Annotated in this window: 22 protein-coding genes; 10 read left to right on the forward strand and 12 right to left on the reverse strand. The window is 69.8% G+C overall.

The features are described from left to right. The first annotated feature begins 55 nt into the window (after positions 1 to 55). Entirely contained in the window at positions 56 to 493 is a 438-nt protein-coding gene (locus tag ACYVLQ_RS15640; protein ID WP_460698180.1) for a MerR family transcriptional regulator, read from the forward strand. Positions 494 to 526: 33 nt separating this feature from the next. Here ACYVLQ_RS15640 and ACYVLQ_RS15645 read toward each other — a convergent pair whose 3' ends face one another. From ACYVLQ_RS15645 to ACYVLQ_RS15685, 9 genes are all read right to left on the reverse strand, one after another. Next, positions 527 to 1,504: a glycine betaine ABC transporter substrate-binding protein gene (locus ACYVLQ_RS15645; RefSeq protein WP_460698181.1), complete on the reverse strand. Its 978-nt coding sequence runs from the start codon at positions 1,502 to 1,504 to the stop codon at positions 527 to 529. Continuing rightward, positions 1,501 to 2,238, reverse strand: coding sequence for an ABC transporter permease (locus tag ACYVLQ_RS15650; RefSeq protein ID WP_460698182.1), 738 nt, complete (start codon positions 2,236 to 2,238; stop codon positions 1,501 to 1,503). The genes ACYVLQ_RS15645 and ACYVLQ_RS15650 overlap by 4 nt, the downstream gene beginning before the upstream one ends. Then, on the reverse strand, positions 2,235 to 3,518 hold the full coding sequence (locus tag ACYVLQ_RS15655) for an ATP-binding cassette domain-containing protein (protein ID WP_460698183.1): 1,284 nt from the start codon (positions 3,516 to 3,518) through the stop codon (positions 2,235 to 2,237). The genes ACYVLQ_RS15650 and ACYVLQ_RS15655 overlap by 4 nt, the downstream gene beginning before the upstream one ends. Beyond that, positions 3,515 to 4,159 (reverse strand): ABC transporter permease, encoded by a 645-nt coding sequence (locus tag ACYVLQ_RS15660; protein ID WP_460698184.1) that lies wholly within the window; start codon positions 4,157 to 4,159, stop codon positions 3,515 to 3,517. Before ACYVLQ_RS15660 ends, ACYVLQ_RS15655 begins: the two co-directional genes overlap by 4 nt. Positions 4,160 to 4,471: 312 nt before the next feature. Then, positions 4,472 to 5,266 carry a MerR family transcriptional regulator gene (locus tag ACYVLQ_RS15665; RefSeq protein ID WP_460698185.1) on the reverse strand — a complete coding sequence of 265 codons (795 nt, stop codon included), beginning with the start codon at positions 5,264 to 5,266 and terminating at the stop codon, positions 4,472 to 4,474. Between the two features lie 12 nt (positions 5,267 to 5,278). Then, a complete protein-coding gene (locus ACYVLQ_RS15670) occupies positions 5,279 to 6,097 on the reverse strand; it encodes an alpha/beta fold hydrolase (RefSeq protein ID WP_460698186.1) in 819 nt (272 codons plus the stop codon). Between the two features lie 144 nt (positions 6,098 to 6,241). Then, on the reverse strand, positions 6,242 to 6,664 hold the full coding sequence (locus tag ACYVLQ_RS15675) for an organic hydroperoxide resistance protein (protein WP_460698187.1): 423 nt from the start codon (positions 6,662 to 6,664) through the stop codon (positions 6,242 to 6,244). Position 6,665: 1 nt separating this feature from the next. Beyond that, positions 6,666 to 7,115, reverse strand: coding sequence for a MarR family winged helix-turn-helix transcriptional regulator (locus tag ACYVLQ_RS15680; RefSeq protein WP_460698188.1), 450 nt, complete (start codon positions 7,113 to 7,115; stop codon positions 6,666 to 6,668). An 82-nt stretch (positions 7,116 to 7,197) separates the two neighbouring features. Then, a complete protein-coding gene (locus ACYVLQ_RS15685) occupies positions 7,198 to 7,551 on the reverse strand; it encodes a hypothetical protein (protein ID WP_460698189.1) in 354 nt (117 codons plus the stop codon). 133 nt (positions 7,552 to 7,684) lie between these two features. Here ACYVLQ_RS15685 and ACYVLQ_RS15690 point away from each other — a divergent pair, with 133 nt between their 5' ends. The 3 genes from ACYVLQ_RS15690 to ACYVLQ_RS15700 all read left to right on the forward strand — a co-directional run bounded on the left by ACYVLQ_RS15690 (position 7,685) and on the right by ACYVLQ_RS15700 (position 11,155). After that, the gene (locus tag ACYVLQ_RS15690) at positions 7,685 to 8,635 is read left to right on the forward strand and encodes a glycoside hydrolase family 43 protein (RefSeq protein ID WP_460698190.1); all 951 of its coding nucleotides are present in this window, start codon (positions 7,685 to 7,687) and stop codon (positions 8,633 to 8,635) included. Positions 8,636 to 8,664: 29 nt separating this feature from the next. After that, positions 8,665 to 9,672 (forward strand): glycosyltransferase, encoded by a 1,008-nt coding sequence (locus tag ACYVLQ_RS15695; protein ID WP_460698191.1) that lies wholly within the window; start codon positions 8,665 to 8,667, stop codon positions 9,670 to 9,672. A gap of 109 nt (positions 9,673 to 9,781) precedes the next feature. Beyond that, on the forward strand, positions 9,782 to 11,155 hold the full coding sequence (locus tag ACYVLQ_RS15700; RefSeq protein WP_460698192.1) for an FAD-dependent oxidoreductase: 1,374 nt from the start codon (positions 9,782 to 9,784) through the stop codon (positions 11,153 to 11,155). 10 nt (positions 11,156 to 11,165) lie between these two features. Here ACYVLQ_RS15700 and ACYVLQ_RS15705 read toward each other — a convergent pair whose 3' ends face one another. Next, the gene (locus tag ACYVLQ_RS15705) at positions 11,166 to 12,044 is read right to left on the reverse strand and encodes a TIGR03619 family F420-dependent LLM class oxidoreductase (RefSeq protein ID WP_460698193.1); all 879 of its coding nucleotides are present in this window, start codon (positions 12,042 to 12,044) and stop codon (positions 11,166 to 11,168) included. 228 nt (positions 12,045 to 12,272) lie between these two features. Here ACYVLQ_RS15705 and ACYVLQ_RS15710 point away from each other — a divergent pair, with 228 nt between their 5' ends. Genes ACYVLQ_RS15710 through ACYVLQ_RS15720 form a run of 3 tightly spaced genes read left to right on the forward strand, consistent with a single transcriptional unit; the run spans position 12,273 to position 16,111 of the window. Continuing rightward, on the forward strand, positions 12,273 to 13,082 hold the full coding sequence (locus ACYVLQ_RS15710) for an ABC transporter ATP-binding protein (RefSeq protein ID WP_460698194.1): 810 nt from the start codon (positions 12,273 to 12,275) through the stop codon (positions 13,080 to 13,082). A gap of 24 nt (positions 13,083 to 13,106) precedes the next feature. Then, a complete protein-coding gene (locus tag ACYVLQ_RS15715; RefSeq protein ID WP_460698195.1) occupies positions 13,107 to 14,087 on the forward strand; it encodes an ABC transporter substrate-binding protein in 981 nt (326 codons plus the stop codon). Then, positions 14,084 to 16,111, forward strand: a complete 2,028-nt coding sequence (locus tag ACYVLQ_RS15720; RefSeq protein ID WP_460698196.1) for an iron ABC transporter permease — start codon at positions 14,084 to 14,086, stop codon at positions 16,109 to 16,111. The genes ACYVLQ_RS15715 and ACYVLQ_RS15720 overlap by 4 nt, the downstream gene beginning before the upstream one ends. Before the next feature lie 116 nt (positions 16,112 to 16,227). On the opposite strand, the gene ACYVLQ_RS15725 is transcribed toward ACYVLQ_RS15720, so the two are convergent. Beyond that, a complete protein-coding gene (locus ACYVLQ_RS15725; protein WP_460698197.1) occupies positions 16,228 to 19,080 on the reverse strand; it encodes an FAD-binding and (Fe-S)-binding domain-containing protein in 2,853 nt (950 codons plus the stop codon). Between the two features lie 461 nt (positions 19,081 to 19,541). On the opposite strand from ACYVLQ_RS15725, the gene ACYVLQ_RS15730 reads away from it, so the two are divergent. Both ACYVLQ_RS15730 and ACYVLQ_RS15735 read left to right on the forward strand, forming a co-directional pair. Next, positions 19,542 to 20,630, forward strand: a complete 1,089-nt coding sequence (locus ACYVLQ_RS15730; RefSeq protein WP_460698198.1) for a universal stress protein — start codon at positions 19,542 to 19,544, stop codon at positions 20,628 to 20,630. A gap of 209 nt (positions 20,631 to 20,839) precedes the next feature. After that, entirely contained in the window at positions 20,840 to 21,934 is a 1,095-nt protein-coding gene (locus ACYVLQ_RS15735) for an FAD-dependent monooxygenase (RefSeq protein WP_460698199.1), read from the forward strand. A gap of 64 nt (positions 21,935 to 21,998) precedes the next feature. Here the strand turns inward: ACYVLQ_RS15735 and ACYVLQ_RS15740 are convergent, their stop codons facing one another. After that, positions 21,999 to 22,274, reverse strand: coding sequence for a hypothetical protein (locus tag ACYVLQ_RS15740; RefSeq protein WP_460698200.1), 276 nt, complete (start codon positions 22,272 to 22,274; stop codon positions 21,999 to 22,001). Between the two features lie 213 nt (positions 22,275 to 22,487). On the opposite strand from ACYVLQ_RS15740, the gene ACYVLQ_RS15745 reads away from it, so the two are divergent. Next, entirely contained in the window at positions 22,488 to 23,009 is a 522-nt protein-coding gene (locus ACYVLQ_RS15745; protein WP_460698201.1) for a GNAT family N-acetyltransferase, read from the forward strand. The last annotated feature ends 287 nt before the right edge of the window (positions 23,010 to 23,296 follow it).

Consider the following 23,296-nt stretch of genomic DNA (forward strand, 5'->3'; position numbering starts at 1 on the left):
TCAGATCAAGGCTCCGACAACGGGAACGGTGGGTGATATGGGCAACACTCCGGCGGTGGACGAAGGCACACGCGACGGCGACGACCTGGTCGGAATCGGCGCCGCCGCACGCCGTTTCGGCCTCGCCGACTCCGCACTGCGCTACTGGGAGCAGCGCGGACTGCTCCGCCCGGCACAGCGCCGATCCCGGTGGCGCCTGTACGGCCCGGACGAACTGCACCGGATCGGGCTGATCCAGATGTGGCGGGAAACCGGCCTGATGAACCTCGACGAGATCGCCACCATACTCACCGCGCACAGCCACGACTGGCGCCGCGCGGTCCTCGGGCGGATCGATGCGATCGAGCGGCAACAGCAGCGCCTCGCCGCCGCCAAGGCACACCTGGAACACCTGCTGACCTGCCCCGACACCAACCCCGCCGACCAATGCCCCTACCTGCGCGAGATGACGGCCGCCCGCATGACCGACGACGACTCGGCGCCGGCGCCGTGAATACCCGACCTCTGTCGCGGCCGAGGCACCCGCCTACTCGACCAGCTTCTCGCTCCTCAGCCAGTCGTAGGCGACATCGGCCGGGTCCTCGCCGTCGATGTCGACGCGGCCGTTGAGATCCTGCATCAGCCCGTCGGTGAGGTGTTCGGAGATCGTGCCGATCAGCGGCCGCAACTCCGGATGGCGGTCGAGCACCGCGCCGCGCACGACGGCCGTGCCGCTGTAGGGCAGGAAGAACTTCTTGTCGTCGTCCAGGACAACGAGATTCAGGTTCTTCACCCGGCCGTCGGTGGTGTAGATCATGCCGAAATGGCACGGCGCGCCCTTGGCCGTCGCCGTATAGACGACACCGGCGTCCATCCGCGTGACGTTGCCCACCGGGACGCCGTTCGGATCGTTGTACGGGATACCGTATTTCTGCAGCATCGGGATGAAACCGTCGGAGCGGCTGAAGAATTCGTCGTCGACGCAGAAGGTCCGGTCGGGCACCGGGAGCGCGGCCACCTCCGACAGCGACCGCACCCGCAGGCGTTCGGCGGTCGGCGTCGAGGCGCCGAAGGCATAGGTGTCGTTGAAGTTGGCGGGCGGCAACCATTCCAGGTTGTAGTCGCGCTCCTCCAGATCGTGCACGCGCTGCCAGAGTTCGTTCGGGTCCGCGATCGTCTCGGTCTGGCTGTGATAGTTGACCCATCCGGTGCCGGTGTACTCCCAGAGCACGTCGGCGTCGCCGTTGAGCTGGGCCTGCCGCGACGACGCCGACCCCGGCGCCCCGGTCATATCCCGAACATCGGCGCCCGCCGCGGCCAGATACGTCGCGGTGATCTTGCCCAGCAGCACGCCCTCGGTGAAGCTCTTCGAGGTGACGACCAGTTTCGCGCCGTCCAGCGGCTGGTCGCCGCCCGGCAGGCTCGCCTCGTGGAACTTCCCGGACGAGCTGACCAGGCCGCAGCCGGCCAGCATCGAAACCGTCACGGCGAGAACCGAGATCACGGTGGCCAGGCGCGCCCTCATGAGACACCTCGCGGAGTCGCGGCCAGTTCGACCAACCGGCCGAGCCAGTCGATGGTCAACGCCAGCAACCCGACCAGGATCGCGCCGGAGACGAGCAGCTTCGGCAGGAACAGCGTGACGCCGGTGGTGATCAGCGTGCCGAGGCTGGTCGCCCCGATGAACGTGCTCAGCGTCGCGGTCCCGACGAGGATGACCAGCGCCGTGCGGACGCCGTTGAGGATCACCGGCACCGCCAGCGGCAGCTCGACCTGGAACAGCGTGCGAGTGCCCGAGAACCCGATGCCGCGCGACGCCTCGATCGTGCGCTGATCCACCTGCCGCAGCCCGATGATCGTGTTCTGCAGGATCGGCAGGATCGCGTATACGACGAGACCGACTATCGCCGTGCGGAATCCGGTGCCGAGCCAGAAGGTGAACAGCACGAGCAGTCCGACCGCGGGCGCGGCCTGGCCGATATTGGCGATATTGACAGCGAGGGGCTCCAGGCGCTGCAGCGCGGGGCGGGTCAGCAGAATGCCCAGCGGTATCGCGACGACGACCACGATCAGCGTGGCCACCACGGTCAGCTTGATGTGCTCACCGATCGTGGTCCGCAGATTGTCCCAGCCGAGGGACGCCTGCTCGGTCGGGGTCAGCGTCGTCGACCGGTACCAGAGCACGTATCCGATCCCGATGACGACGATGATCAGCGGCTCGAACCACACGTCCATGGGAACGCGGCGCAGGCGATTCATGATTGCCCGGCCGATCCGGATTGCTCGTCATCGGCGGCCACGATCGGCGTGGGCGCCGGATCGGTGCCGTCCACGTAGGTCTCGTACGAGGTGTCCTCCGCCTCCGAGCGCACCTCGGCGAGCTTGGTTCGGATCGTCTCCGTCACCGAGTCGATGCTGAGCGAGCCGACGACCGCGCCCCGGCCGTCGGTGACCAGCGTCGCGCCCTGGCTGGCGGCGAGCATGGCGTCGAGCGCGTCGTTGAGGGTGGAAGATCGGGCGACGACGGGCAGCCGCCGATCGAGGTAGTCGGAGACCTCCGGCTTGGTCGCCACCTCCGACAGCGTGGGCCACGACCGCGGCCGCCCGGCCTCGTCGACGACCACGATCCAGCTGTGCCCACCGGCCTTGGCGCGTGCGATCACCGGCTGCGCGGGTTCGCCGATCCGGGCGGTGACCACCTCGTCGCAGTCGACGTCGCGCACCCGCTGCACGGTCAGGTACGCCAGCTTCGCGCCCGACCCGACGAATTCCTCCACGAACGGCGTGGCCGGATCGGTCAGGATCTCCTCCGGGCTCCCGTACTGCTCGACATGGCCGCCCTCGGACAGGATGAGCACCTTGTCGCCGAGCTTGGTGGCCTCCTCGAAATCGTGGGTCACGATCACGATGGTCTTGCCGAGTTCGTGCTGGATCCCGATCAGGCTGTCCTGCAGGCGAACCCGTGTGATCGGATCGACCGCGCCGAAGGGCTCGTCCATGAGCAGCACCGGCGGATCGGCCGCCAGCGCGCGGGCCACGCCGACCCGCTGCTGCTGGCCACCGGACATATCCTTGGGCAGCCGGTCGGCGAAGGTGGCCGGATCGAGCCCGACCAGATCGAGCAGGTACTCGGTGCGCTCGGCGATCCGCTTCTTGTCCCACCCGAGCACCCGCGGGATCGCGCCGACGTTCTTGGCGACCGACCAGTGCGGAAACAGCCCGCCGGACTGGATCACGTACCCGATCGACTGCCGCAGCGTATCCGGATCCTCCCGGGTGACATCGCGCCCGCCGATGAAGATCCGGCCCTCGGTCGGCTCGATCAGCCGGTTGATCATCTTGAGCGTGGTCGTCTTGCCGCAGCCGGACGGCCCGACGAACGCGACGATCTTGCCCGCCTCGATCTCCAGATCGAGGCGCTCCACCGCGGGTTTGTCCTGCCCCCGGTACCGCTTCACGACCGAGTCCAGGCGGATGGAGGCGCCGGTTACCTTGCGCTCCGGCGTTTCCGGAGCCGCCGGGGTGGCCACATCGGTCATGCGAGTCCCTTTGCAATCGTGAGGCGTCCGAGCAGGACGAGGAGTGCGTCGAACACCAACGCGATGACGACGATGAGGACGGTGCCCGTCAGCGCCATCTCGAGGGCGTTGGCGCCGCCGAGCCGGGACAGGCCGTTGAAGATCAGTGATCCCAGGCCCGGCCCGAGGACGTAGGCGACAATGGCGGCGACGCCGACGATCATCTGCGTGGACACCCGGATCCCGGTCAGGATCACCGGCCAGGCGATCGGCAATTCGACGGTCAGCAGAATGCGCCAGCGCGAGAAGCCGATCCCCCGCGCGGATTCGATGACCGAGGCGGGCACCGACCGCAGACCCACGATCGCGTTGCCGATCACCGGCAGCGCCGCGAAGAACGCCAGCATGACGAACGACGGGACCACGCCCAGTCCGAACGGGACCAGCAGCAGCGCCAGCAGCGCCAGCGACGGAATCGTCAGCATGACCCGGCTGGTGGTCAGCGACAGCGCCGCCACCAGCGGCAGCCGATAGACCGCGACCGCGATCAGCACGGCGACCGCGGTCCCGACCAGCACCGTCTGCAGCGCCAGGGAGGCGTGCTGATACGTCAGGAACGTCAGCAGCTCTCCCCGTCCCCGGACGTAGCTCCATAGATTCACGGGATTTCCCCTCGTCGGCCGCGGTCCGCACGTCGTCACCGAACGCGCGAGCCGTCAAAGGGTAATGGATATGGCGCGTTCGGCAATGGACGGCGCGCGGCGGGTGATCGCATGAATCGCGCGCATTTTCCGGCCGCTACCGGCGGTGGGGGCCATTCGTCACGAACCGATCCACAATTTCGCTCACGCCGATTTCAAATACGGAAACCAAACCCGTTGCGGCGCAATCCTCCCAAGCAATTCCGGATCCTCCCGCGTCATTTCCGGCATGCCGGAAATGACGCGGACGGTCAGCTCGCATCGACTGGCGGGCTACTCGCTCGGTGCGGGGCTGGCAGGCGGGTGCACACGCTCGAGTTCGGTCCAACCGGTCCAGCCGCGTTCTCGCAGCAGTTCTCCCAGTCGACGGGCCGGTGGCGCGGTGTCGAACGCCAAGGCGTCCAGCAGTCGGGCGAACGGTGGCTCGATGCCGGTATCGCCGAGGTAGTCCTCGCCCCGTTCCTCGGCGATCCGGGTGAGATAGGCGGCCAGTTCGTCGGCCAGTCCGACCAGCTCCGGATCGTCGCCGTCGCGGTCGAGGGCCCGGCCCAGGGTGAGATAGAAGTCGAGGAGCTGCGGCTCAGCCAGCTGTTTCCGCTTGCGTGCCACCCACTCCGGGACCCGCTCGGGCGAGTGCGCGGCCAAGGGGATCCAGCCGTCGCGTTCGACGCGGACGATCCGCTCGTCGACTCCGAGCGCGCGCAGCCGGTCCAGGAACTCCACTACCTCCGGCGGCAGGACCAGATGGTCCCCGGCGGCGAGCCGGGCGATCCGCTCGCGATGCCGCTGCCGCTCCCTGATCTCCGACCGCAGTCGCGCATCGATCTCCGTGACCGCGGCGGCGAACTCCTCGGGATCGGCCCGCAGCAGTTCCCGCACCCGCGACAGCGGGACACCGGCCTCGGCGAGCGTCCGGATCTTGATCAGCTCGACCGCGGCCCCGCCGTCGTATCGCCGATAGCCGGAGCGGTCCCGTTCCGGCTCCGGCAGCAACCCCTTGGCGTGATAGTGCCGCACCGCGCGCACGGTCACCCCCGCGTAGGCCGCCAGCTCGCCGATGGTCAACATGGGCTCAGTGTCCTACATGCCTCGGATGATCCCGGCGATCTCCGCGGCGTGGGTGCGGACCAGCCGGTGATCGGCATCGAGCCAGGAAGCGGTGACCTGCGGCCGCTCCCGGAGAAGCCGTTCGATCCCGTTGCGCCAGTTCCGATTCCAGCGCCGCGTCCGATCGTCGCCGCCGTCGCCCGCCATCGAGGTCGACATGATCATGCGAATCGGGCGGTCGATCCTCCGGTACCGATCGAGGATCTCCGATCGCACCGCATCGATCTCGAGGTTCACGTCGAGAATCTCCGGTCCCGTCAGCAGCACCTGGTTCGGGGTGCCCCGCGCGGCCTCGTGCTGCCTCGCCGAGTCGTCCCACAGGGCGCGGAACTCCGGCAGATCGGCCTTGGTGAGGAACGGTTCGGGCACCGGGTTCCCCCCGTCGATGAGAATGAGTTCGGTTGCGGTGCACGGGTTTTCGTCGACATAGCAGAGGGCCAAGTCCGCGCCCATCGAATAGCCGACCAGGATGGGCGGCGAGGGCAGGTCGAGCGTCGACAGCACGGCGGCGAGATCGCCGAGGAACGCCTCGAAGGTGTACCGGTCCGCGGCCGAGGAACGGCCGTGTCCCCGCAGATCGAAGGTCACCACGTCGTAGTCGCACCGCAGCAGCTCGGTCAGTTCGTGCAGATCGGCCTGCGTCGACAGCAGCCCGGGACACAGGACCAGGGGTCGCCCCAGCCCTCCACGAGATATCGAAATCCCGACGCCATCGTGCTGAATCGTGTACCGCCGCAGGGCCGGCTCGGCCCGCCGTCCGTCACTCGGAGTCGCCCTATCGTTCGTAGCCATGCCGGCCATGCTGAGACGTTGACCCTGGGGCAGGGTCAACGAATCCGGCCTCCGCATCCACTCTTCGACCCGAGACGGCAATTTCTGCCGCGGCTGGGCGAGAAGTGACCGCGGAGGCCGGTACACACGAACGGGCGAGACCGTTCAGTCCTCCGCTACCACGACCTGGACGTCGATATTGCCGCGCGTCGCGTTCGAGTAGGGGCAGACCTGGTGCGCGCGGTCGGCCAGGGCCTGCGCCTCGTCGCGGGACAGGTGCGGCAGCGAGACCTCCAGGGTGACCTCGAGCTGGAAACCACCGGACTCGTCCGGGCCGATGCCGACCTTCGCGCCGACCGCCGAATCGTCGATATTCGCCTGAGCCTGCTTGCCCACCAGCCGCAGCGCGGAGTGGAAGCACGCGGCATAGCCCGCCGCGAACAACTGCTCGGGGTTGGTGCCTTCGCCGTTGCCGCCCATCTCCTTCGGAACCGACAGTGCCACATCGACTTTGCCGTCGGTGGTGCGGGCGTTTCCATTGCGGCCGTCGCCGGTGGCCAGGGCCTCCGCGGTGTACAGGACCTTCATGTCAGTTCTCCTTCGATCCGGTGTGGGCGAGCAGTGCCCCGGTCATGCGCCGCAGCGTCGCGCGCAGCGCACCGAGTTCTTCCAGTGACAGACCGGTGGCCGCGGCCATCGCCTCAGGGATGTCACACGCCTGCTCGCGCAGGGCGCGCCCCCGGTCGGTGAGCCGAATCTCGACCCGCCGCTCATCGTCCGTCGAGCGGCTCCGCTCGATCAGCCCGGCGGCCGCCAACCGCTTCAGCAGCGGCGACAGGGTCCCCGAATCCAATGCGAGCGCCGCGGACAACTCCCCGACACCCCGCCCGTCCTCCTCCCACAGCACCAGCATCACCAGGTACTGCGGATAGGTAAGCCCCAGCGCCTCGAGCTTCGGCCGATAAACCGCCGTCATAGCCCGCGACGCCGCGTAGAGCGGAAAGCACACCTGCTGGTCGAGCGCCAATTGATCGGTCACACCCATCAAAAGTAGCCAGCAATTAAGTTGTGCACAACTTAATTGCCCATGATCTACATCACCCCGCCCGGTAGCGACTCCGCTATCTGATGCCTTGGGGCGCTTCGGCATTCCATACGGGCGAGGGCAGCGTAGCCGGGAGCGGCACGCCGTCGACGACGGTGCCGGTGACATCCGCGCCGAGGTCGTAGTCGCTGCCGCGGAACGGGTCTCCGCGGTGCAGCGCCCACTGCACGGCCACGGCGGGATCGTGCCCCCAGCGGCGTCGGGCATCGGTGAGCACGTGCTCCACCAGCCCGCCCAGATCCTCGGCGGTTCGCTCGCAGCGCAGCTTCCCGTCCAGCATCCCCCATTCGGCGCTCCAGCCGAATTCGTCGGGGTCGACGTCGCGGAACAGCGCGATCTCGACGATCCCGGGCGGCTCCTCCTCGGTCATGGCACCCGATACTGCCTGATGCCCGCGGGAGTTTCGGGGACCTCCGGCCGGTGTCGGGCGTGTCCGAGCCGAGCTCGCCGCGGTCTACGGCGTGTTGCCGGACGGTTGCGGTCGGCCGTGTTCTCATTTTGAGATGACCAGGTCATCCGGGGGAATGAGCCGCCGCGGCATGCTGGGACTGGCCGCCGGTATTCCGTTGAGCCTGACGCTGGGCCGCGCCGCCCGGGCCGCCCCCGTGCCCGGCCTGCGGTATACGGTGACCGGCTTCACCAACAGCAGCGAATCCGACCTGTTCGTCTACGAATCGGCCGATGCGACCAAGTTCTCGCTGCTCCGCGCCCGCGCCTACACACCGCCGACGGGGTTGATGCGCGACCCGTGCCTGTTCCGCCACACCGACGGCGACTACTACATCACCTACACCACGGCGTGGGAGGGCGACACGATCGGATTCGCCCGCAGTACCGACCGGATCGACTGGACACACCTGTACGACTTCACCGTCCCGATCCCCGGGGTGACCTCGACGTGGGCGCCGGAATGGTTCGTCGATCCGCACGGCAACGTCAACCTGATCGTCTCGCTGTCGGACGGGCGGCGCTTCACCCCCTACCTGATGACAGCCACCGATGCGGCACTGCGCTCGTGGACCCCGCTCACGCCGCTGGCGGGCCTGGCCCCCGCGCGCGACGATCCCGACGCGTTCGGCTACATCGACACCACGATCGTGCAGGTGGGCCGCCGGTTCGCCGCGTTCACGAAGAACGAGACCACCAAGTACATCGAACTCGCGGTCGCCGACGCGGTGACCGGTCCATACACCTTCGTCGCGACCGGCGACTGGGCGGGCTGGGGGACGCCGCGCGAGGGGCAGTCGGTCACCGCGCTCCCCGGCGGCGGCTGGCGAATCTACTTCGACGCCTACGACGACGGCAAGTACTTCTACAGCGACAGCCTCGACGGGTTCCGAACCTGGAGTCCGCCAACGGAATTGCCCGGTCTGTCCGGGACCGTCCGGCACATCACCGTCTTCCGCGAGGACGTCGCGGCGGTGCCGCCGGAGTCGCCGGGCGCCATTCGCTGACTTGCGGCCCGGTCGGTAGTTCGACCGGCATGCGTGTGCTGTTTGCCAGCCTGGCGTCGGTCGGTCATTGTTATCCCTTGATCCCGCTCGCGGTCGCCGCGCGGAAGGCGGGCCACGAGGTCCATTTCGCCGCCGGTGAGGCCGTGCACGCACCGCTGGCCGCCAACGGCCTGCGCCCGTTCCGTCCCGCGGACGCGTTCTCCGAGATCTACCCCGAGGACATCGAACCGGATCTGCGGCGCCTGCAACCGGATCTCGTCGTCCACGAGTGGGGGCTGCCCGGCGTCGCGGTGGCCGCCCGCCGCGCCGGGATTCCCGGAATCTGGCACGGTTTCGGCCGCATGATTCCCGAGGGAATCGGGTTCGAACTCCCGACGCGCAACACCGAGGCGCCCGGCCTGCCGCATATCGATATCTGCCCACCGTCGCTGCAGGACAAGGAGTTTCTGGCCGGTGAGCACCGCATTCCCCTGCGGCCGGTCCCCTATTCCGAACCGGCCGCGCCGCGGGCCCGCGACACCGTCCGCAATTCCCGGCCGCTGGTCTACCTCACCCTGGGCACCGTCTTCGGCACCGCGGAACTGTTCACCACCGTCCTGTCCGGGCTGGGGCGACTGGACGCACAGATCGTCGCCGCCACCGGCCGGGTGCGCCCCGACGACCTCTCCCCCGTGCCCGGCAACACCGTCCTCTACGGCTGGGTGTCCCAGGCGGATCTGCTGCCGCACGCCGACGTCGTGGTCCACCACGGCGGCAGCGGCACCATGCTGGCCGCCCTGACTTTCGGTGTGCCCCAACTGATCCTCCCCCAAGGCGCCGACCAGTTCGCCAACGCCGAAGCCCTCACGACCTCCGGCGCCTCTCTCCACCTGCACCCCCACGAGATCACCCCGGAAACCATCGCCGTCACCACCCACCGACTCCTCCCGCGCCACGACTCCCCCCACCGCGACGCCGCCCGCGCTCTGGCCCATGAGATCACCCGCATGCCCGGCCCCGACGAAGTCGCCCACCACTTGCGCGAATACGCCCGATAGCGGCGCGCGTGAGTTCTCGCCCGCATGCCGGGAACACAAGGGGAAGGACGCGCCGGGGAACAGTGAACCCGCGGCCGCGAAACCGGCGCTCACGGATACAGTGAATCGCGTGGCAGAGCGGCTGGCAGTCATCGGTGGAGACGCGGCGGGAATGTCCGCGGCCTCCCAGGCCCGCAGATTGCGGGACCTCAGTGATCTGGAGATCGTCGTCCTCGAGCGGGGCGGCTTCACCTCCTACTCCGCCTGCGGGATCCCCTACTGGGTCGGCGGCGACGTCGAGGACCGAGACGCCCTCATCGCCCGGACCCCGCAGGAACACCGCGACCGCGATATCGACCTGCGGATGCACACCGAAGCGTTGGAGATCGATGTCGCCGCCGGGCGGATCCGGACGCTCGACCGCGAATCCGGCGCCGAATCATCGCTGGACTACGACAAACTCGTGATCGCGACCGGCGCCCGGCCGACCCGGCCCCCGCTGCCCGGTATCGACGCGCCGGGCGTCCACGGCGTGCAGACTCTCGACGACGGCCAGGCCCTCATCGACACGCTCGAAGGCGCGTCCGGCCACCGCGCGGTCGTCGTCGGCGCCGGCTATATCGGCGTAGAGATGGCGGAAGCGCTGCTACAGCGCGGCTACGACGTCACGGTGATCGACCGCGGCGCCGAACCGATGTCGACCCTGGACCCGGATATGGGCGGAATCATCCGGGAAGCGATGCGCGGCATGGGAATTCAGGTCGTCGGCAAGACCGAGGTCACCGAGATCCGCACCGCGTCGGACGGCCGCGCCACCGCGGTGGTCACCGAGACCGCCGAGTACCCGGCCGATGTGGTGGTGCTCGGCATCGGCGTCAGTCCGGAGACGCGCCTCGCCCGCGCCGCCGGATTGCCGCTGGGCGAATTCGGCGGCCTGCTCACCGATGCCGCGATGCGGGTGCGCGGCCACGAGAACATCTGGGCGGGCGGGGATTGCGTCGAGGTACTCGACCTGGTTTCCGGGCGGCAGCGGCATGTTCCGCTGGGCACCCACGCCAATAAACAAGGGCAGGTTATCGGTTCGGGCGTCGGCGGCGGGTACGCCACCTTCCCCGGCGTCGTCGGCACCGCGGTCAGCAAGGTCTGCGATCTGGAGGTGGCGCGAACGGGCCTGCGCGAGAAGGACGCTCGGGCCGCGGGCCTGCAGTTCGTCGCGGTCACCATCGAATCCACCAGCCGCTCGGGCTATTTCCCCGGCAGCGCGCCGATGACGGTGAAGATGCTGGCCGAACGTTATACCGGGCGCCTGCTCGGCGCGCAGATCGTCGGCCGCGAGGGTGCGGGCAAGCGGGTCGACATCGCCGCCGTCGCCCTCACCGCCCGGATGACCGTCGAGCAGGTGACGCAGCTGGATCTCGGCTACGCGCCCCCGTTCTCGCCGGTCTGGGACCCGGTGCAGGTGGCCGCCCGCAAGGCCGTCGCCGCGGTGCGGACACGGCGCTAGCGCAAACCGATTACCCCGCCAGCAGTCGTTCGACCCAGTCCAGGTGGGCGTCGGTGCCCGACACCACGTACAACAGGTCGACGAAGGCGTCGGGGTAGCCGCTGTCGGCCAAGATCTCGATCGTCTCGCGCACCTGCTCGATCTCGGCTCCCGCCGCGACATTGATGCGCACGTAGGAGTGGATGGTTTCCGGGTCTCGCCCGGCCTCACGCGCCGCGGCGTCGATGACGGCGCGCTGCCGCCGCAGGCCGTCGACGTGGTGCAGGCGACCGGGGACCTGGACCACCGGCAGCCAGCCGTCGGCCCGCTCCCCGACCCGCCGCAGGCCCGGAGAGGTGAACGCCCCCAGGTAGATCGGTGGATGCGGCCGCTGCACCGGCGCGAGGTCGACCCACGACGGCGGGACGGACCAGCGCTCCCCCTCGTGCTCGATCGGCCCCGGTGCCCACCAGGCGTCCAGGATGTCGAGCAGTTCGTCGAGTTGGGCGCCGCGGCGGCGGAACGTCGCCCCGGCGGCTCGGAACTCCTCCGGCGACCAGCCGATGCCGAGCCCGGGCAGCAGCCGACCGCCGCTGACCACGTCGATGCCGGTCAGCTGCCGGGCCAGCTGGACCGGCGGATACCACGGCGCGACAAGCACATTGCTGCCCAGCCGCGCGGTGTCGGTCACCGCCGCGGCCACCGTCAACGCGACGAACGGGTCCAGGACGGTGCGGAACTCCTCCGGAATCGTGTCCGTCCCCGCGTATCCCACGCTCGGACGCACCGGCGCGAGCAACCGATCACCCACCCAGAGGCTGCCCGCCCCCAGTTTCTCCGCGGTGGAAGCGAAGCGGGCCACGTCGTCATAGGCGGCCCGACCGAACTGTGGCAGTGCGAATCCCAACATGACCCACATGCTAGCGCTTCCTAACCAATGCGTTCAATAATTAAAACCAGCTAGTTCAACCACCACAGATAGCGGAAACCGCCACGACAGCGCGGCCCGAAGGCGGGTGCGACGGCGACCAGCGCGGCCCAGCAGAACGCCGCGCTCCGCGAGATCGTCACGCACCGAATTAGGCTTGCCTTCCCTACTTTGCTACGGTGCTGATCCGGCTGGGTTAGGAGATGGCGGATGACCGGAGCGGGCGTGCGACTGGTGGCGCGTGGCCTCGACGTCGGCCACGGCGGCCGGACGGTGCTGCGCGATGTCGACCTGACGCTGCGGGCCGGTGCGGTAACGGTGCTGGTCGGGCCGAACGGCTGCGGTAAATCCACCCTCCTCCGCACGGCCGCCGGGTTGCTGCCCCCGCTGTCCGGCTCGGTGCGGGTCGACGACACGCCGCTGCGCTCGCTGTCACGACGCGCACTGGCGCAGCGGCTCGCGTTCCTGCCGCAGGCGCCGCTGGTGCCCGCCGGAGTGACGGTCCGCGAGCTGGTGCGGCACGGCCGATACGCGCATCGGGGCGCGTTCGGCAGGCACACCGACGCCGATCGAGCAGCCGTCGACTGGGCCCTCGACGTCAGCGACGCGGCCGCGCTGGCCGAGTCGCGGCTCGACGAGCTGTCCGGTGGTGAACGGCAAAGAGCCTGGCTGGCAACGGTTCTCGCGCAACGGTCCGGAATCGTGCTACTGGACGAGCCCACCACCTACCTGGATCTGCGGCATCAATTCGAGGTGCTCGACGTCGTCCGGCGCCTCGCCCGCGAGCACGAGATCGCCTGCGGCGTCGTGCTGCACGACCTCATGCAGGCGGCGGCCTACGGCGACGAGATCGTGGTGCTCGCCGACGGCGGGATCGCCGCGGCCGGGCCACCGGACGAGGTGCTCACGCCCGACACCATCGGCCGGGCCTTCGGTCTCGAGGTCACGGTGCTGCGGGATCCGGATTCCGGCCAGCTCGCATGCTTCCCGACGCGGCCCGACCCCGCGGCCTCGTCCTGATTTCCCTGCACAGTTGGAGTGAATATGCGTCGTATACTGCGCGTCTGCGCGGCCTCGGTACTTCTGCTCGGCCTCGCCGGATGTGGGTCCGGAACCGTGGGCGACCCGGCCGGAACACACTCGGGCGCGGCCGCTTCGGACGGCGCGATCACCGCGGACACCGCTCGGGGCCCGGTCTCCCTCCCCCGCCCGGCGACCAGGATCGTCTCGCTGGAATGGACCTACACCGAGGAATTGCTCGCGCTGGGTGTCACGCCGGTCGGCAACGCCGACTCCGCGACCTACGCCTCGTGGGTGACCGCCCGGGGCGCGGCGCTGCCCGCGTCGGTGACAGATGTGGGCAAACGCAACGAGCCGAGCATCGAGCAGATCACCGCGCTGCGCCCGGATCTCATCGTGGCCAGCGAGGATCGCGTCGGGGCCGGATACGAGCAGCTCGCGAAGATCGCACCGGTGCTGTCGTTCGACTACACCGCGAAACCGCAGCTGGACACGATGACGAAGAACTTCACGGCGCTGGCCGCCGCGGTCGGCGCGCAGGACCGGGCCGCCGAGGTGCTCGGCCGGATCGACACCGCCGCGGCGGATCTCGCGGACCGACTGACGAAGGCGGGCCGATCGGGGCAGGAATACGCCCTGGCACAAGGCTATTCGGTCAACGGCGTCCCGGCGATCCGCATCCTCACCGACGACGCGTTCTCCCCACAGGTGCTCGGCCGCGCGGGGCTGCGCAACGGCTGGCGGGGCAAGCCCGACGACTGGGGCATGACCACGGTCGGTGTCGAGGGACTGACCCAGGTCCCGGGATCGGTGACGTTCCTGTCGGTGGCCGCCGACAACGACAACCCGTTCACCGGCGCGCTGGCAGGTAATCCGGTGTGGCGCGGGCTCGCCTTCGTCGGCGCGGGCCGCGCGAAGTCGCTCGATCCCGGCACCTGGCTCTTCGGCGGCCCGCTGTCGGCGCTGCACCTGATCGACGAGACGGCGAAAGCCCTCGGCGTGTGAATTCCGCTCGGACACTGCGCATCGCACTGATCGGCGGTGCGCTCGCCCTCGCCCTGGGCGCGATTGCCGTCGTACACCTCGGGCTCGGCGCGGCCGGTACCGGTCCGGGCGCGCTGCTCGACCTGCTCACCGGGCACGCCTCCGCGCAGACCCACGCGGTGCTGGTCGGCAGCAGGCTGCCGCGCACGCTGGCCGGACTGGCCACCGGGCTCGCGCTCGGTGTCGCCGGATGCCTGATCCAGGGCGCGAACCGCAATCCCCTGGCCGCACCCGACACCCTCGGCGTGAACGCGGGCGCGTACCTCGCGGTGGCGGTGCTAGCGTATTTCGGTTGGGACAGTGGGATTCTCGGCTCCGGGATCGCCGCGTTCGCCGGGGGGCTGCTTGCCATCGCGGTCGTCTATCTGCTCGCCGGTCGCGGAGTGCTCACTCCCGGACGCGTGCTGCTGGCGGGCGCGGTCGTCGCCCTGGCCGGGACGGCCGCCGCCGAGTTCCTGCACCTGCTCGACGAACAGGCCACGAGCGGACTGTTCTTCTGGGGCAACGGAACCCTGCTGCAGACGGGGTTGCGGCGACCGCTCGTGCTGGGCGCGCTGATCATCGCCGGGGCGCTGCTCGCGGGGCCGCTCGCCCGACCCCTCGATCTGCTCGCGCTCGGCGACGAGGCCGCCGAGGCCCTGGGCGTGCGCGTGGGCCGGATCCGGCCCGCCGCATGGCTGCTCGCGGTCGTGCTGTCCGCGGCGGCCGTCACCTTGGCTGGTCCCATCGGATTCGCCGGGCTCATCGCACCCGTCGTCGTGCGGCTGCTCGGTGTCCGAGGGCACGCGGCACTCGTCCCGCTGTCCGGATTGTTCGGGGCGACACTGATTCTCGGCGCCGACTCCGCCGCCCAGCTGGTGTTCCCGCCCTCGGCGGGCTTCGGCGAACTACCGGTCGGCGTGGTCACCGCGCTGCTCGGCGGGCCGGTGTTCGTCCTGCTCGCCCGCCGCGCGACGACCGGGGACACCGACACCGGCGCCGCCGTGTCGGTCGCCCGCCCCAGGCGCGCAACGGGTTACGCGGTCATCCTCGCGGCGGGGTCGGTCGCGTTGCTCGCGGCCGCGGCGATCGGGCTGCGCGTCGGCGACGTCGACCTCGGCTGGGATCAGCTCGCGGCGGCGCTGGCGGGCACCGGCGACGGCCTGACGACCGCCGTGCTGTCGCTGCGGCTGCCCCGGATCCTGGTCGCCGCCGTCGCCGGCGCCTGCCTCGCCGCGGCGGGAGTCGCGGTGCAGTCGGTGGTGCGCAACCCGCTCGCCGAACCGGGCCTGGTCGGCATCACCGCCGGGGCGTCCGCGGGCGCGGTGCTGATGATCAGCGTGCTTCCCGCCGCCCCGGCGGTACTGCTGCCGCTGGCCGCGGGCATCGGCGGTGTCGCGGCGCTGGCGGTGGTCATCGGCATCGCGCGCGATCCCGCAGGCCTCGATCCCACCCGGGTGATCCTGGTCGGGCTCGGTGTCACCGCCACCGCGACCGCGGCGGTCAACGCGATGGTGGTCCATTCGCAGATGAATATCGCCTCCGCCCTCACCTGGCTGTCGGGCAGCACCTACGCCCGCGGCCTCACCGCCCTCGGGTGGCTCGCCGTGCCCGCGCTCGTCGCCGTCCTGCTCACGCTCGCCACCCGGCCGGTGAACATGCTCGCCCTCGGCGAGGATCTCCCCCGGACCCTCGGGCTCTCACTCGGCCGGACCCGGGTGCTCGTGCTCGGCGCCGCGGCCGTGCTGGCCGCCGGAACCGCAGCGGCCGTCGGCGCCATCGGCTTCGTCGGACTCGTCGCCCCGCATCTGGCCCGCAGGCTGGTCGGCGGCAGTACGGCCCGACTGGTCCCGATCGCCGCGCTGCTGGGCGCCACCCTGGTCGTCGCCGCCGACGCCGTCGGACGCGCGCTGCTCGCCCCGGTCGAGATCCCCGCGGGCATCGTCACGGCCCTGCTCGGCGCGCCCTACCTCGTAATTCTGCTGCGGCACACCGCAACCGACTGATCGGGGCCACACCCCGATTCCGACGCCAAGCAAGTCGTGCGGCGCTCGACGGATCAGTACATCCGCTGGGCGAGCGGAGAATTCGACGCCCTCACCTGAGACCTCGGTTGCCGCCGTCAGCCCCGCTTCGCGGTCCTTCCGGCGAGTAGTTCGGCGAGATGGGCGCCGCGCAGGTGAGACAGGTGTTCGATCTGAGTGCGGCAGGAGAAGCCGTCGGCGAGGATCACCGTATCCGAGGACGCGGCGCGCAACGCGGGCAGCAGCTGGGTCTCCGCGACGGCGACCGACACGTCGTAATGTCCCCGCTCGGCACCGAAATTGCCTGCCAGACCGCAACATCCGCCGACGGCCCGCACCTGCGCGCCCGCCCGCTCCAGCAGGCGGCGATCGGTGTCCCAGCCCAGTACCGCGTGGTGGTGGCAATGCGGCTGGGCCAGCACCCGCACGCCGGACAGGTCGGGAAGCCGGTATTCCTCGTCACCGGTCAGCAGCTCCGACAGGGTGCGCACCGCCCCCGAAACCGCCCGGGCCTGTTCGGTTCCCACCAATTCGACGAGGTCGGAACGAAGTACCGCGGTGCACGACGGCTCGATCCCGAGCACCGCCATCCCCTGCTCGACATAAGGGTGCAGCGCGGTCACGGTCTGTTCCAACCGCCGCCGCGCGCCGCCGAGCTGGCCGGTGGAGATCCAGGTCAGCCCGCAGCAGACATTCCGCTCCGGGACGTGTACGCGATAGCCCGCCGCGCGCAGCACCTCGAGCAGCGCGGTCGCGACCGCCGGGGTGAAGCTGTCGGTGAAGGTGTCGACGAACAGCACGACGTCCTTGGTCCCGGTCGCCGTCCCCCGGCGCGCGGCACGCCACGCCCTGCGGTCCGCGGACGCACCGATCGCCGGGATATCGCGGCGCGCGTCGATGCCCGCCACCCAGGCGACCATCGGATGAGTTACGCGAATCCCGCTGAGCCGGTTGGCGAGACGAGGCACGCGTCGCGCCAGGCGCAACCACAGCGGCAAGCGGCCCAGCGAATAATGCGACCGCGGCCGGACCTTTCCGCGATACCGCTGATGCAGCACCTCGGCCTTGTACGTCGCCATGTCCACACCGGTCGGGCAGTCGGACTTACAGCCCTTACAACTCAGGCAAAGGTCAAGGGCCGCAATCACTTCCGGCGCCGACAGACCCGCCGCACCGAGATGCCCGGTCACCGCATCCTGCAGAATCCTCGCGCGTCCCCGCGTCGAATCCTTCTCCTCGCCGGTGGCCTGAAACGACGGGCAGATCACCGTGGCCGACGGATTGGGAGCGACACAGCGCCCCACACCGGTGCACCGGTGCACGGCCCCGAACAAACCGTCGGCGTCGTGCGGATAGCCGAACGCCAGCGGCTGTGGCGCCGAAGGGGCTGGTACATAACGGATGTCGGCGGAGGCGGGCAGCGGGTCGACGATAATGCCCGGGTTCAGCAGATTCCCCGGATCGAAGTGCCGCTTCACCCGCCCGAACAGCTCCAGTGCCGCGGGCGAATACATATGCGACAGCAGCGCGCTGCGGGCGCGGCCGTCGCCGTGCTCCCCCGACATCGAACCACCGTAGGCGCCAACCAGTTTCGCGGCCTCGTCGAGGAAATGCTCGAACCGTTCCCGGCCGCGCGCGTCGTCCAGATCGAAATCGATCCGCACATGCACGCACCCGTCGCCGAAATGCCCGTACGGCACCCCCGTCAGCCCGTACCCGGTCAGCAACTCCTCGAACTGCGCCAGGTACTCCGCCAGATGCTCCGGCGGCACCGCCGCGTCCTCCCAGCCCGCATGCGCCGGACGACCACTCGGCGTCCGCGCCACCAGCCCCGAACCGTCCTCCCGGATCTTCCACAGCGCCGCGGCCTCCGCGGCCGACCCGACCAGCCGCCAGTCCAGCGCCCCGCTCGCCGCCGCCACCGCGGAGACCATCGCCTCGAGCGCGGGACGGTCCGCCCCGGCGAACTCGACGAACAACCACCCCGCGCCCCTGGGCATCTCGGGCACGGCGCCCGGCCGCAGCGCCCGGACGACGTCGGTGATCCGACTGTCGAGACCCTCGCAGGCGATGGGAGAGAACGGGAGAATGGCGGGCACGGCCGCCGCGGCGGCGACCATGTTCTCGAAACCGAGCACCCCCATCACGCGGTGCGGTGGATCCGCCACCAGCGTGACGTCCGCCTCGAGCACGACGCCGAGGGTGCCCTCCGACCCCACGAACAGCTTCGTCACGTCGAACCGGTTCTCCGGCAGCAGCGGATCGAGCGCATAGCCGGAAACCTGACGCCCGAAGCGCCCGAACTCGGACCTGATCGTGGCCAGCGAGCCACCCACCGTGGTCCGCAGCGACTCCAGCACCGCCGGGGCGGCGGCATCGGGCCCGGCGAGACTGCCCAGTCGCAGATGCTCCCCGGCCACGGTGAGCACATGCAGCCCGCGCACATTATCGCTGGTCCGCCCGTACCCCAGCGCCCGCGACCCGCAGGCGTTGTTGCCGATCATCCCGCCGATCGTGCACCGCGAGTGCGACGAGGGATCCGGGCCGAAACGCAGGCCGTGCGGCGCCGCACTGCGCTGCAGGCTGGCGTGTGCGACACCGGGTTGCACACGCGCCGAACGGCTTTCGGCATCCACGGTCAGCACCGAATCGAGATAACGGCTGTGATCGAGGACGATCCCGGTTCCGATCGCGTTACCCGCGATCGACGTTCCCGCCCCGCGACTCGTGATCGGCACGCCGTTCGCGGCACACGCGGCCACCACCGCCTCGACGTCCTCGCCGCGACGCGGAAACACCACCGCCCCCGGCGACACCCGATAAACCGACGCATCCGACGAATACAGCGAGCGCGTCAACGCACTGTCGTCGACCCCGATCCCGAGACCGTCCAGCGCAGCGACGACCCCGGCCACAGCATCGGCACTCGGGCGGGGACGGGACACATCCACGGCAGCTCCTCACGGTGTCGGTCCGAACCTCGATCGGCCCTCCGGGCCCACCCCGACTGTATCGGCCGCCCCCACCGCACCCCTTGCCACCTGCGCCGCACAACGATCCGCGGCGGGCCGTCCCCGTCGACGATGTAGTCCGCGAACGTCGTTCCGATTTCGGGAGGAACCACGATCTTCCTCGCACTGCGACGGAATTGAACCCCGACAGCAGAGCCAGAACGTCCGAATGGTCCGGACGCGTCACCGAGGCCGGCACTTCCTCCGCCGGCAGGTCAGGACGGTGGTGCAAATCACGATCTCGGGGGGCTTTTATGCATGGCGGGAGGTTTGCCGCGAGGTTAGCGTGGGTACCGCGAGCGCAGAACTTGATCATGATCCGCTGCAGGCGGAGGCATGCGGTCGACGCCAGGCAGGTCGAAACACCCGGTTCGGCAGGCCTATTCGTCAAACCATCGGATATGCGCGAGCTGTCCAACCTCATGCGGTACGCCGACGGCTACTCGGCGGCGTCCTCGCATGGCCCGAAGCAGCACCGTTCGAAGATCGATCCGAAGCGAGGTGGAGTAGTGATGGACCGGCACAACGATCGACCGATCGTCGTCGGAGTCGACGACAGCCCGTCCGCGATACCCGCCGCGCGCTGGGCCGCGGACCTCGCCGCGCGCGAGCGGACTTCGCTCCTGCTGGTCAGCGCCGTACCGGCCCCCGACTATCCGGTGGCGGCCGGAGGCCGGGCGGAGCGGGATCTGCTGCGGACGTTCTCGTCGGTGGCACGACGGCGGGCCGAGCGGGTAGCCGCTGTCGTCCAGCGCGACCAGCCGAGCCTGTCGATTCGGCAACTGCCCAGGGTCGGCGACCCGGTCCGCGAACTCGTCGCCACCAGTGCCGATGCCCGCATGGTCGTGGTGGCCGGCCCCGACGCCCGCCGCCTGCCGACCCTGCTGACCGGATCGACCGCCGAACGGGTCGCCGAGAAGTCGCACTGCCCCGTCGCCGTATGGCACGGCCGCGTCGACGAGCCGCTGTCGGACCGGCGCCCGGTGCTGGTGGACCTGGGCGCCTCGGTCGGTACGGGTCCGATCGGCAACGCCTTCGAACTGGCCGAACTGCTCGATGTCGACGTGATCGCCATGCGCGGCGCGGCACCGCCCCGGCGGCAATCCGCGCGCCTGTCACCGCAGCAGCGCAACGCCGTGCGCGCCGAGCAACTCGTCGCGGGATGGCAGCGCCAGTACCCGAACGTGCGCGTCACGAACGTCGTCGAACCGGACGCCTCGGCCCGGACGCGGGCCGCACGGGCGGGTAACGCGCAGCTGGTGGTCTCGGGCGACCGCGGCGGCAACCGCCTGACCGGCATGCTGTCGCGCTCGATGAGCCAGAACCTGATGTATCGCGCCCCCTGCCCGATGATCGTCTGCGACAGCCACCAGCTGATCCAGCCGCCGAGCGTGCGCCGGTTCGGCGAATCGTCCAGGGGCAGTGGCAGATCGGCGGAGCGAGCGCGCAACACCGACGCCGAGCTGACGACGACGGGCCCGATCGGCTGAAGCACTCTTCCGCGCCGGTCGCCCCGGAGCGCCGTGACCGCATCGGTAGGCCGACTTTTCCGACGCTGACGACCTTGTACCGCTGGCAGCGATATGGTTGCGCTGGACGGCGGAGATGGTGAACGATCCGGGCGCGCCGACGTCGTCCACCCGACCGCCTCGGTCGCGAACTCGGTGCCGACGACTCATCCACCAGCGCTAGGAGATCCATGGTCACCATCCTCGGCGGCGGTATCGCCGGTACCGTACTCGGCGGCGCACTCGCGCAACGTCAGCACCCGGTCACTGTCTACGAACGGCACCCCGCGCCCGCCGCCGGTGCCTTCATGGTGCTCGACGGCTACGCCCAGCAAGCCCTCGCGGACCTGGGCGTACCCCGCGGAGCCCTCGACGCGGTATCGCACCCGATGCCCGGAGGATTCGGCTTCCACTATCTGCCGCCCGGACGCGACGCCGCCCCCAGCCGCGGCCATCGCCTCTACCCGCGCGGCGATCTCATGCGGGTACTCACCGAGTTCGCGGCCGGTGCGGACATTCGCTACGGACACACCGCCACCGATATCGACACCGAAACCGGAACCCTGTGGGGCACCGACGGCGAACTCCCGACCGACGACCTGATCATCGCCGCCGACGGCATCGACTCCCTGGCCCGTACCCGCCTGGAGCCGACCCGCACCGCCGTCTACGCGGGCCAGATCGTCATTTACGGCACCACCACCCGTCCGGTGCCACTCGATGACGACCCCACCGTCATGCACTTTCACGGCACCCTCGGCGACGGCCCGCTGCCGCTGGCCAGTTTCGGGCACCTGCGCACCGAGAACACCGTGTACTGGTTCACCCGCATCACCCGCGACCCGATCTCCGTGGACGACGTCGGCGCCCACCCTGCCGCCGCGTGGGCGGAGACGATCCACTCCGCCGACCCAGGCGCGGCCGGACTCATCGGCGCCCTCCTGGAAGCCACCGCCACCGTGCACGTCGCCAACTGCCGAAATGTCCCGTTGCACAACGCCCGCCAGCCGGCCGGACGGGTCATCCTGTGTGGAGACGCCGACCACGCCGTCAGCCCCGCCGCCGCCCGCGGCGCCCGCGAGGCCATCGAAGACGCCCTGGCGCTGACCACCGCACTCACCACGGGCGAGTCACCGGCCGAAGCCATGGCCGCCCGTCGCACCGAACTCACCACCGAACGCGAGAAACAGGCCCGCATCTACAGCCGAGCGCTGCCCCAGCCACCCACCGAACCCACCCGCGGCGAGGACGATCCCGACGGAATGGATCGGGTCGGCCGCACGTGATCAGCTGAGCACGTCGGCGACCACACGGAGGGCCGGGGAATCGGGCGTCCGGGGCGTCGGGGAATTATTCGGTGGCCACAGCGACGAACAGCACGAAAGTGGTGAGCACCAGTATCGGAATCACGATGCCCGCGGCTGGTGCCCGGTGTGCCCGCGGGACGGCTGCCACCAGACCCAAACCCGTGACGGCGGCCATCGGTACAGCCATAATCGTGCCGAAAATCATCGCGTAGCCGTGCGGATCCACGGCGGGGTCGCTGGACAGCCGTGACTCGAGCACCATGTGTACGGTCAGCAGCCAGAACAGACCCGAGACAGTTCCGCCGATACCGGCAATCACCGACGCAACACGATGCCCTCTATTGTCGCGGGGCCCTACATCGTCTCGCGTACTCGGACGCGGGTACGGATCCCACATGACGACCACTCTCCTCCCTGCACACCAGGACACCAGGCCCCGCCCGATCGCGCACCTCATCGAACTCGGTTGCTCGGAACTCGGTTGCACAGCCCTGCCGTCGCGCGTTGAGTCGAGGGCATGATCCTGCTGACAGTGCCAGTACTAGAGGACGAGCAGATTCGGTTGCGGCCCTTCGCCGATGCCGACGCGAGCAGCATCGTCGAGGCGGGACGGGACCCGACGATCCCGCGGAATACGACCGTGGTCGCACGCGGCAACCACCGCGACGCCCTCGCCTTCATCCAGCGCCAGCACCAGCGAGCGATCACCGGCCAGGGCTGGTCGTTCGCGATCGCCAACCCCGAAACCGACACCGCCGTAGGCCAGATCGGGCTGTGGCGCCGAAACATCGACCACGGCCGAGCCTCCATCGGATACTGGGTCCTCCAACGCCGCCGCCACCACGGCTACGCCACCCGAGCACTCCGCACCCTCAGCACCTGGGCATCGACCCACCCCGACATCTCCCGACTCGAACTATTCGTAGAACCCACCAACGAACCCTCCTGGCGAACCGCCGAATCAGCCGGCTACCACCGCGAAGCCCTACTACGCCGCTGGCAGAAAATCAACGGCCACCCCCGCGACATGTACATCTACGCCCGCCTACCTTGACCCAGCCAGAGGTGGGGGCAGGAAACCGGGGCTCCAGCACGAATCCAAGTGTGCGCAGAGGGGTTCGAACGCCCGACGGCTGGTGGGTAAAGGCGGGTGGGGACTTCTGTGGGGTCCGGGTGGTGGAGGTTCGTCCAGTTCAGGGCCATTGTGTTGTCCGCGCTATCCGCCTGGCTACGGCTCGTTCGTCCGGGTCTTGGCCACTTCTCGGCCATCTCAAAAGACAGGTCGAGGGTGGCACCAGACGGGGTGGTCCCGATGTGGCAACCACGGTCGCAGGGCTGCGG

Source organism: Nocardia thraciensis, assembly GCF_054782435.1.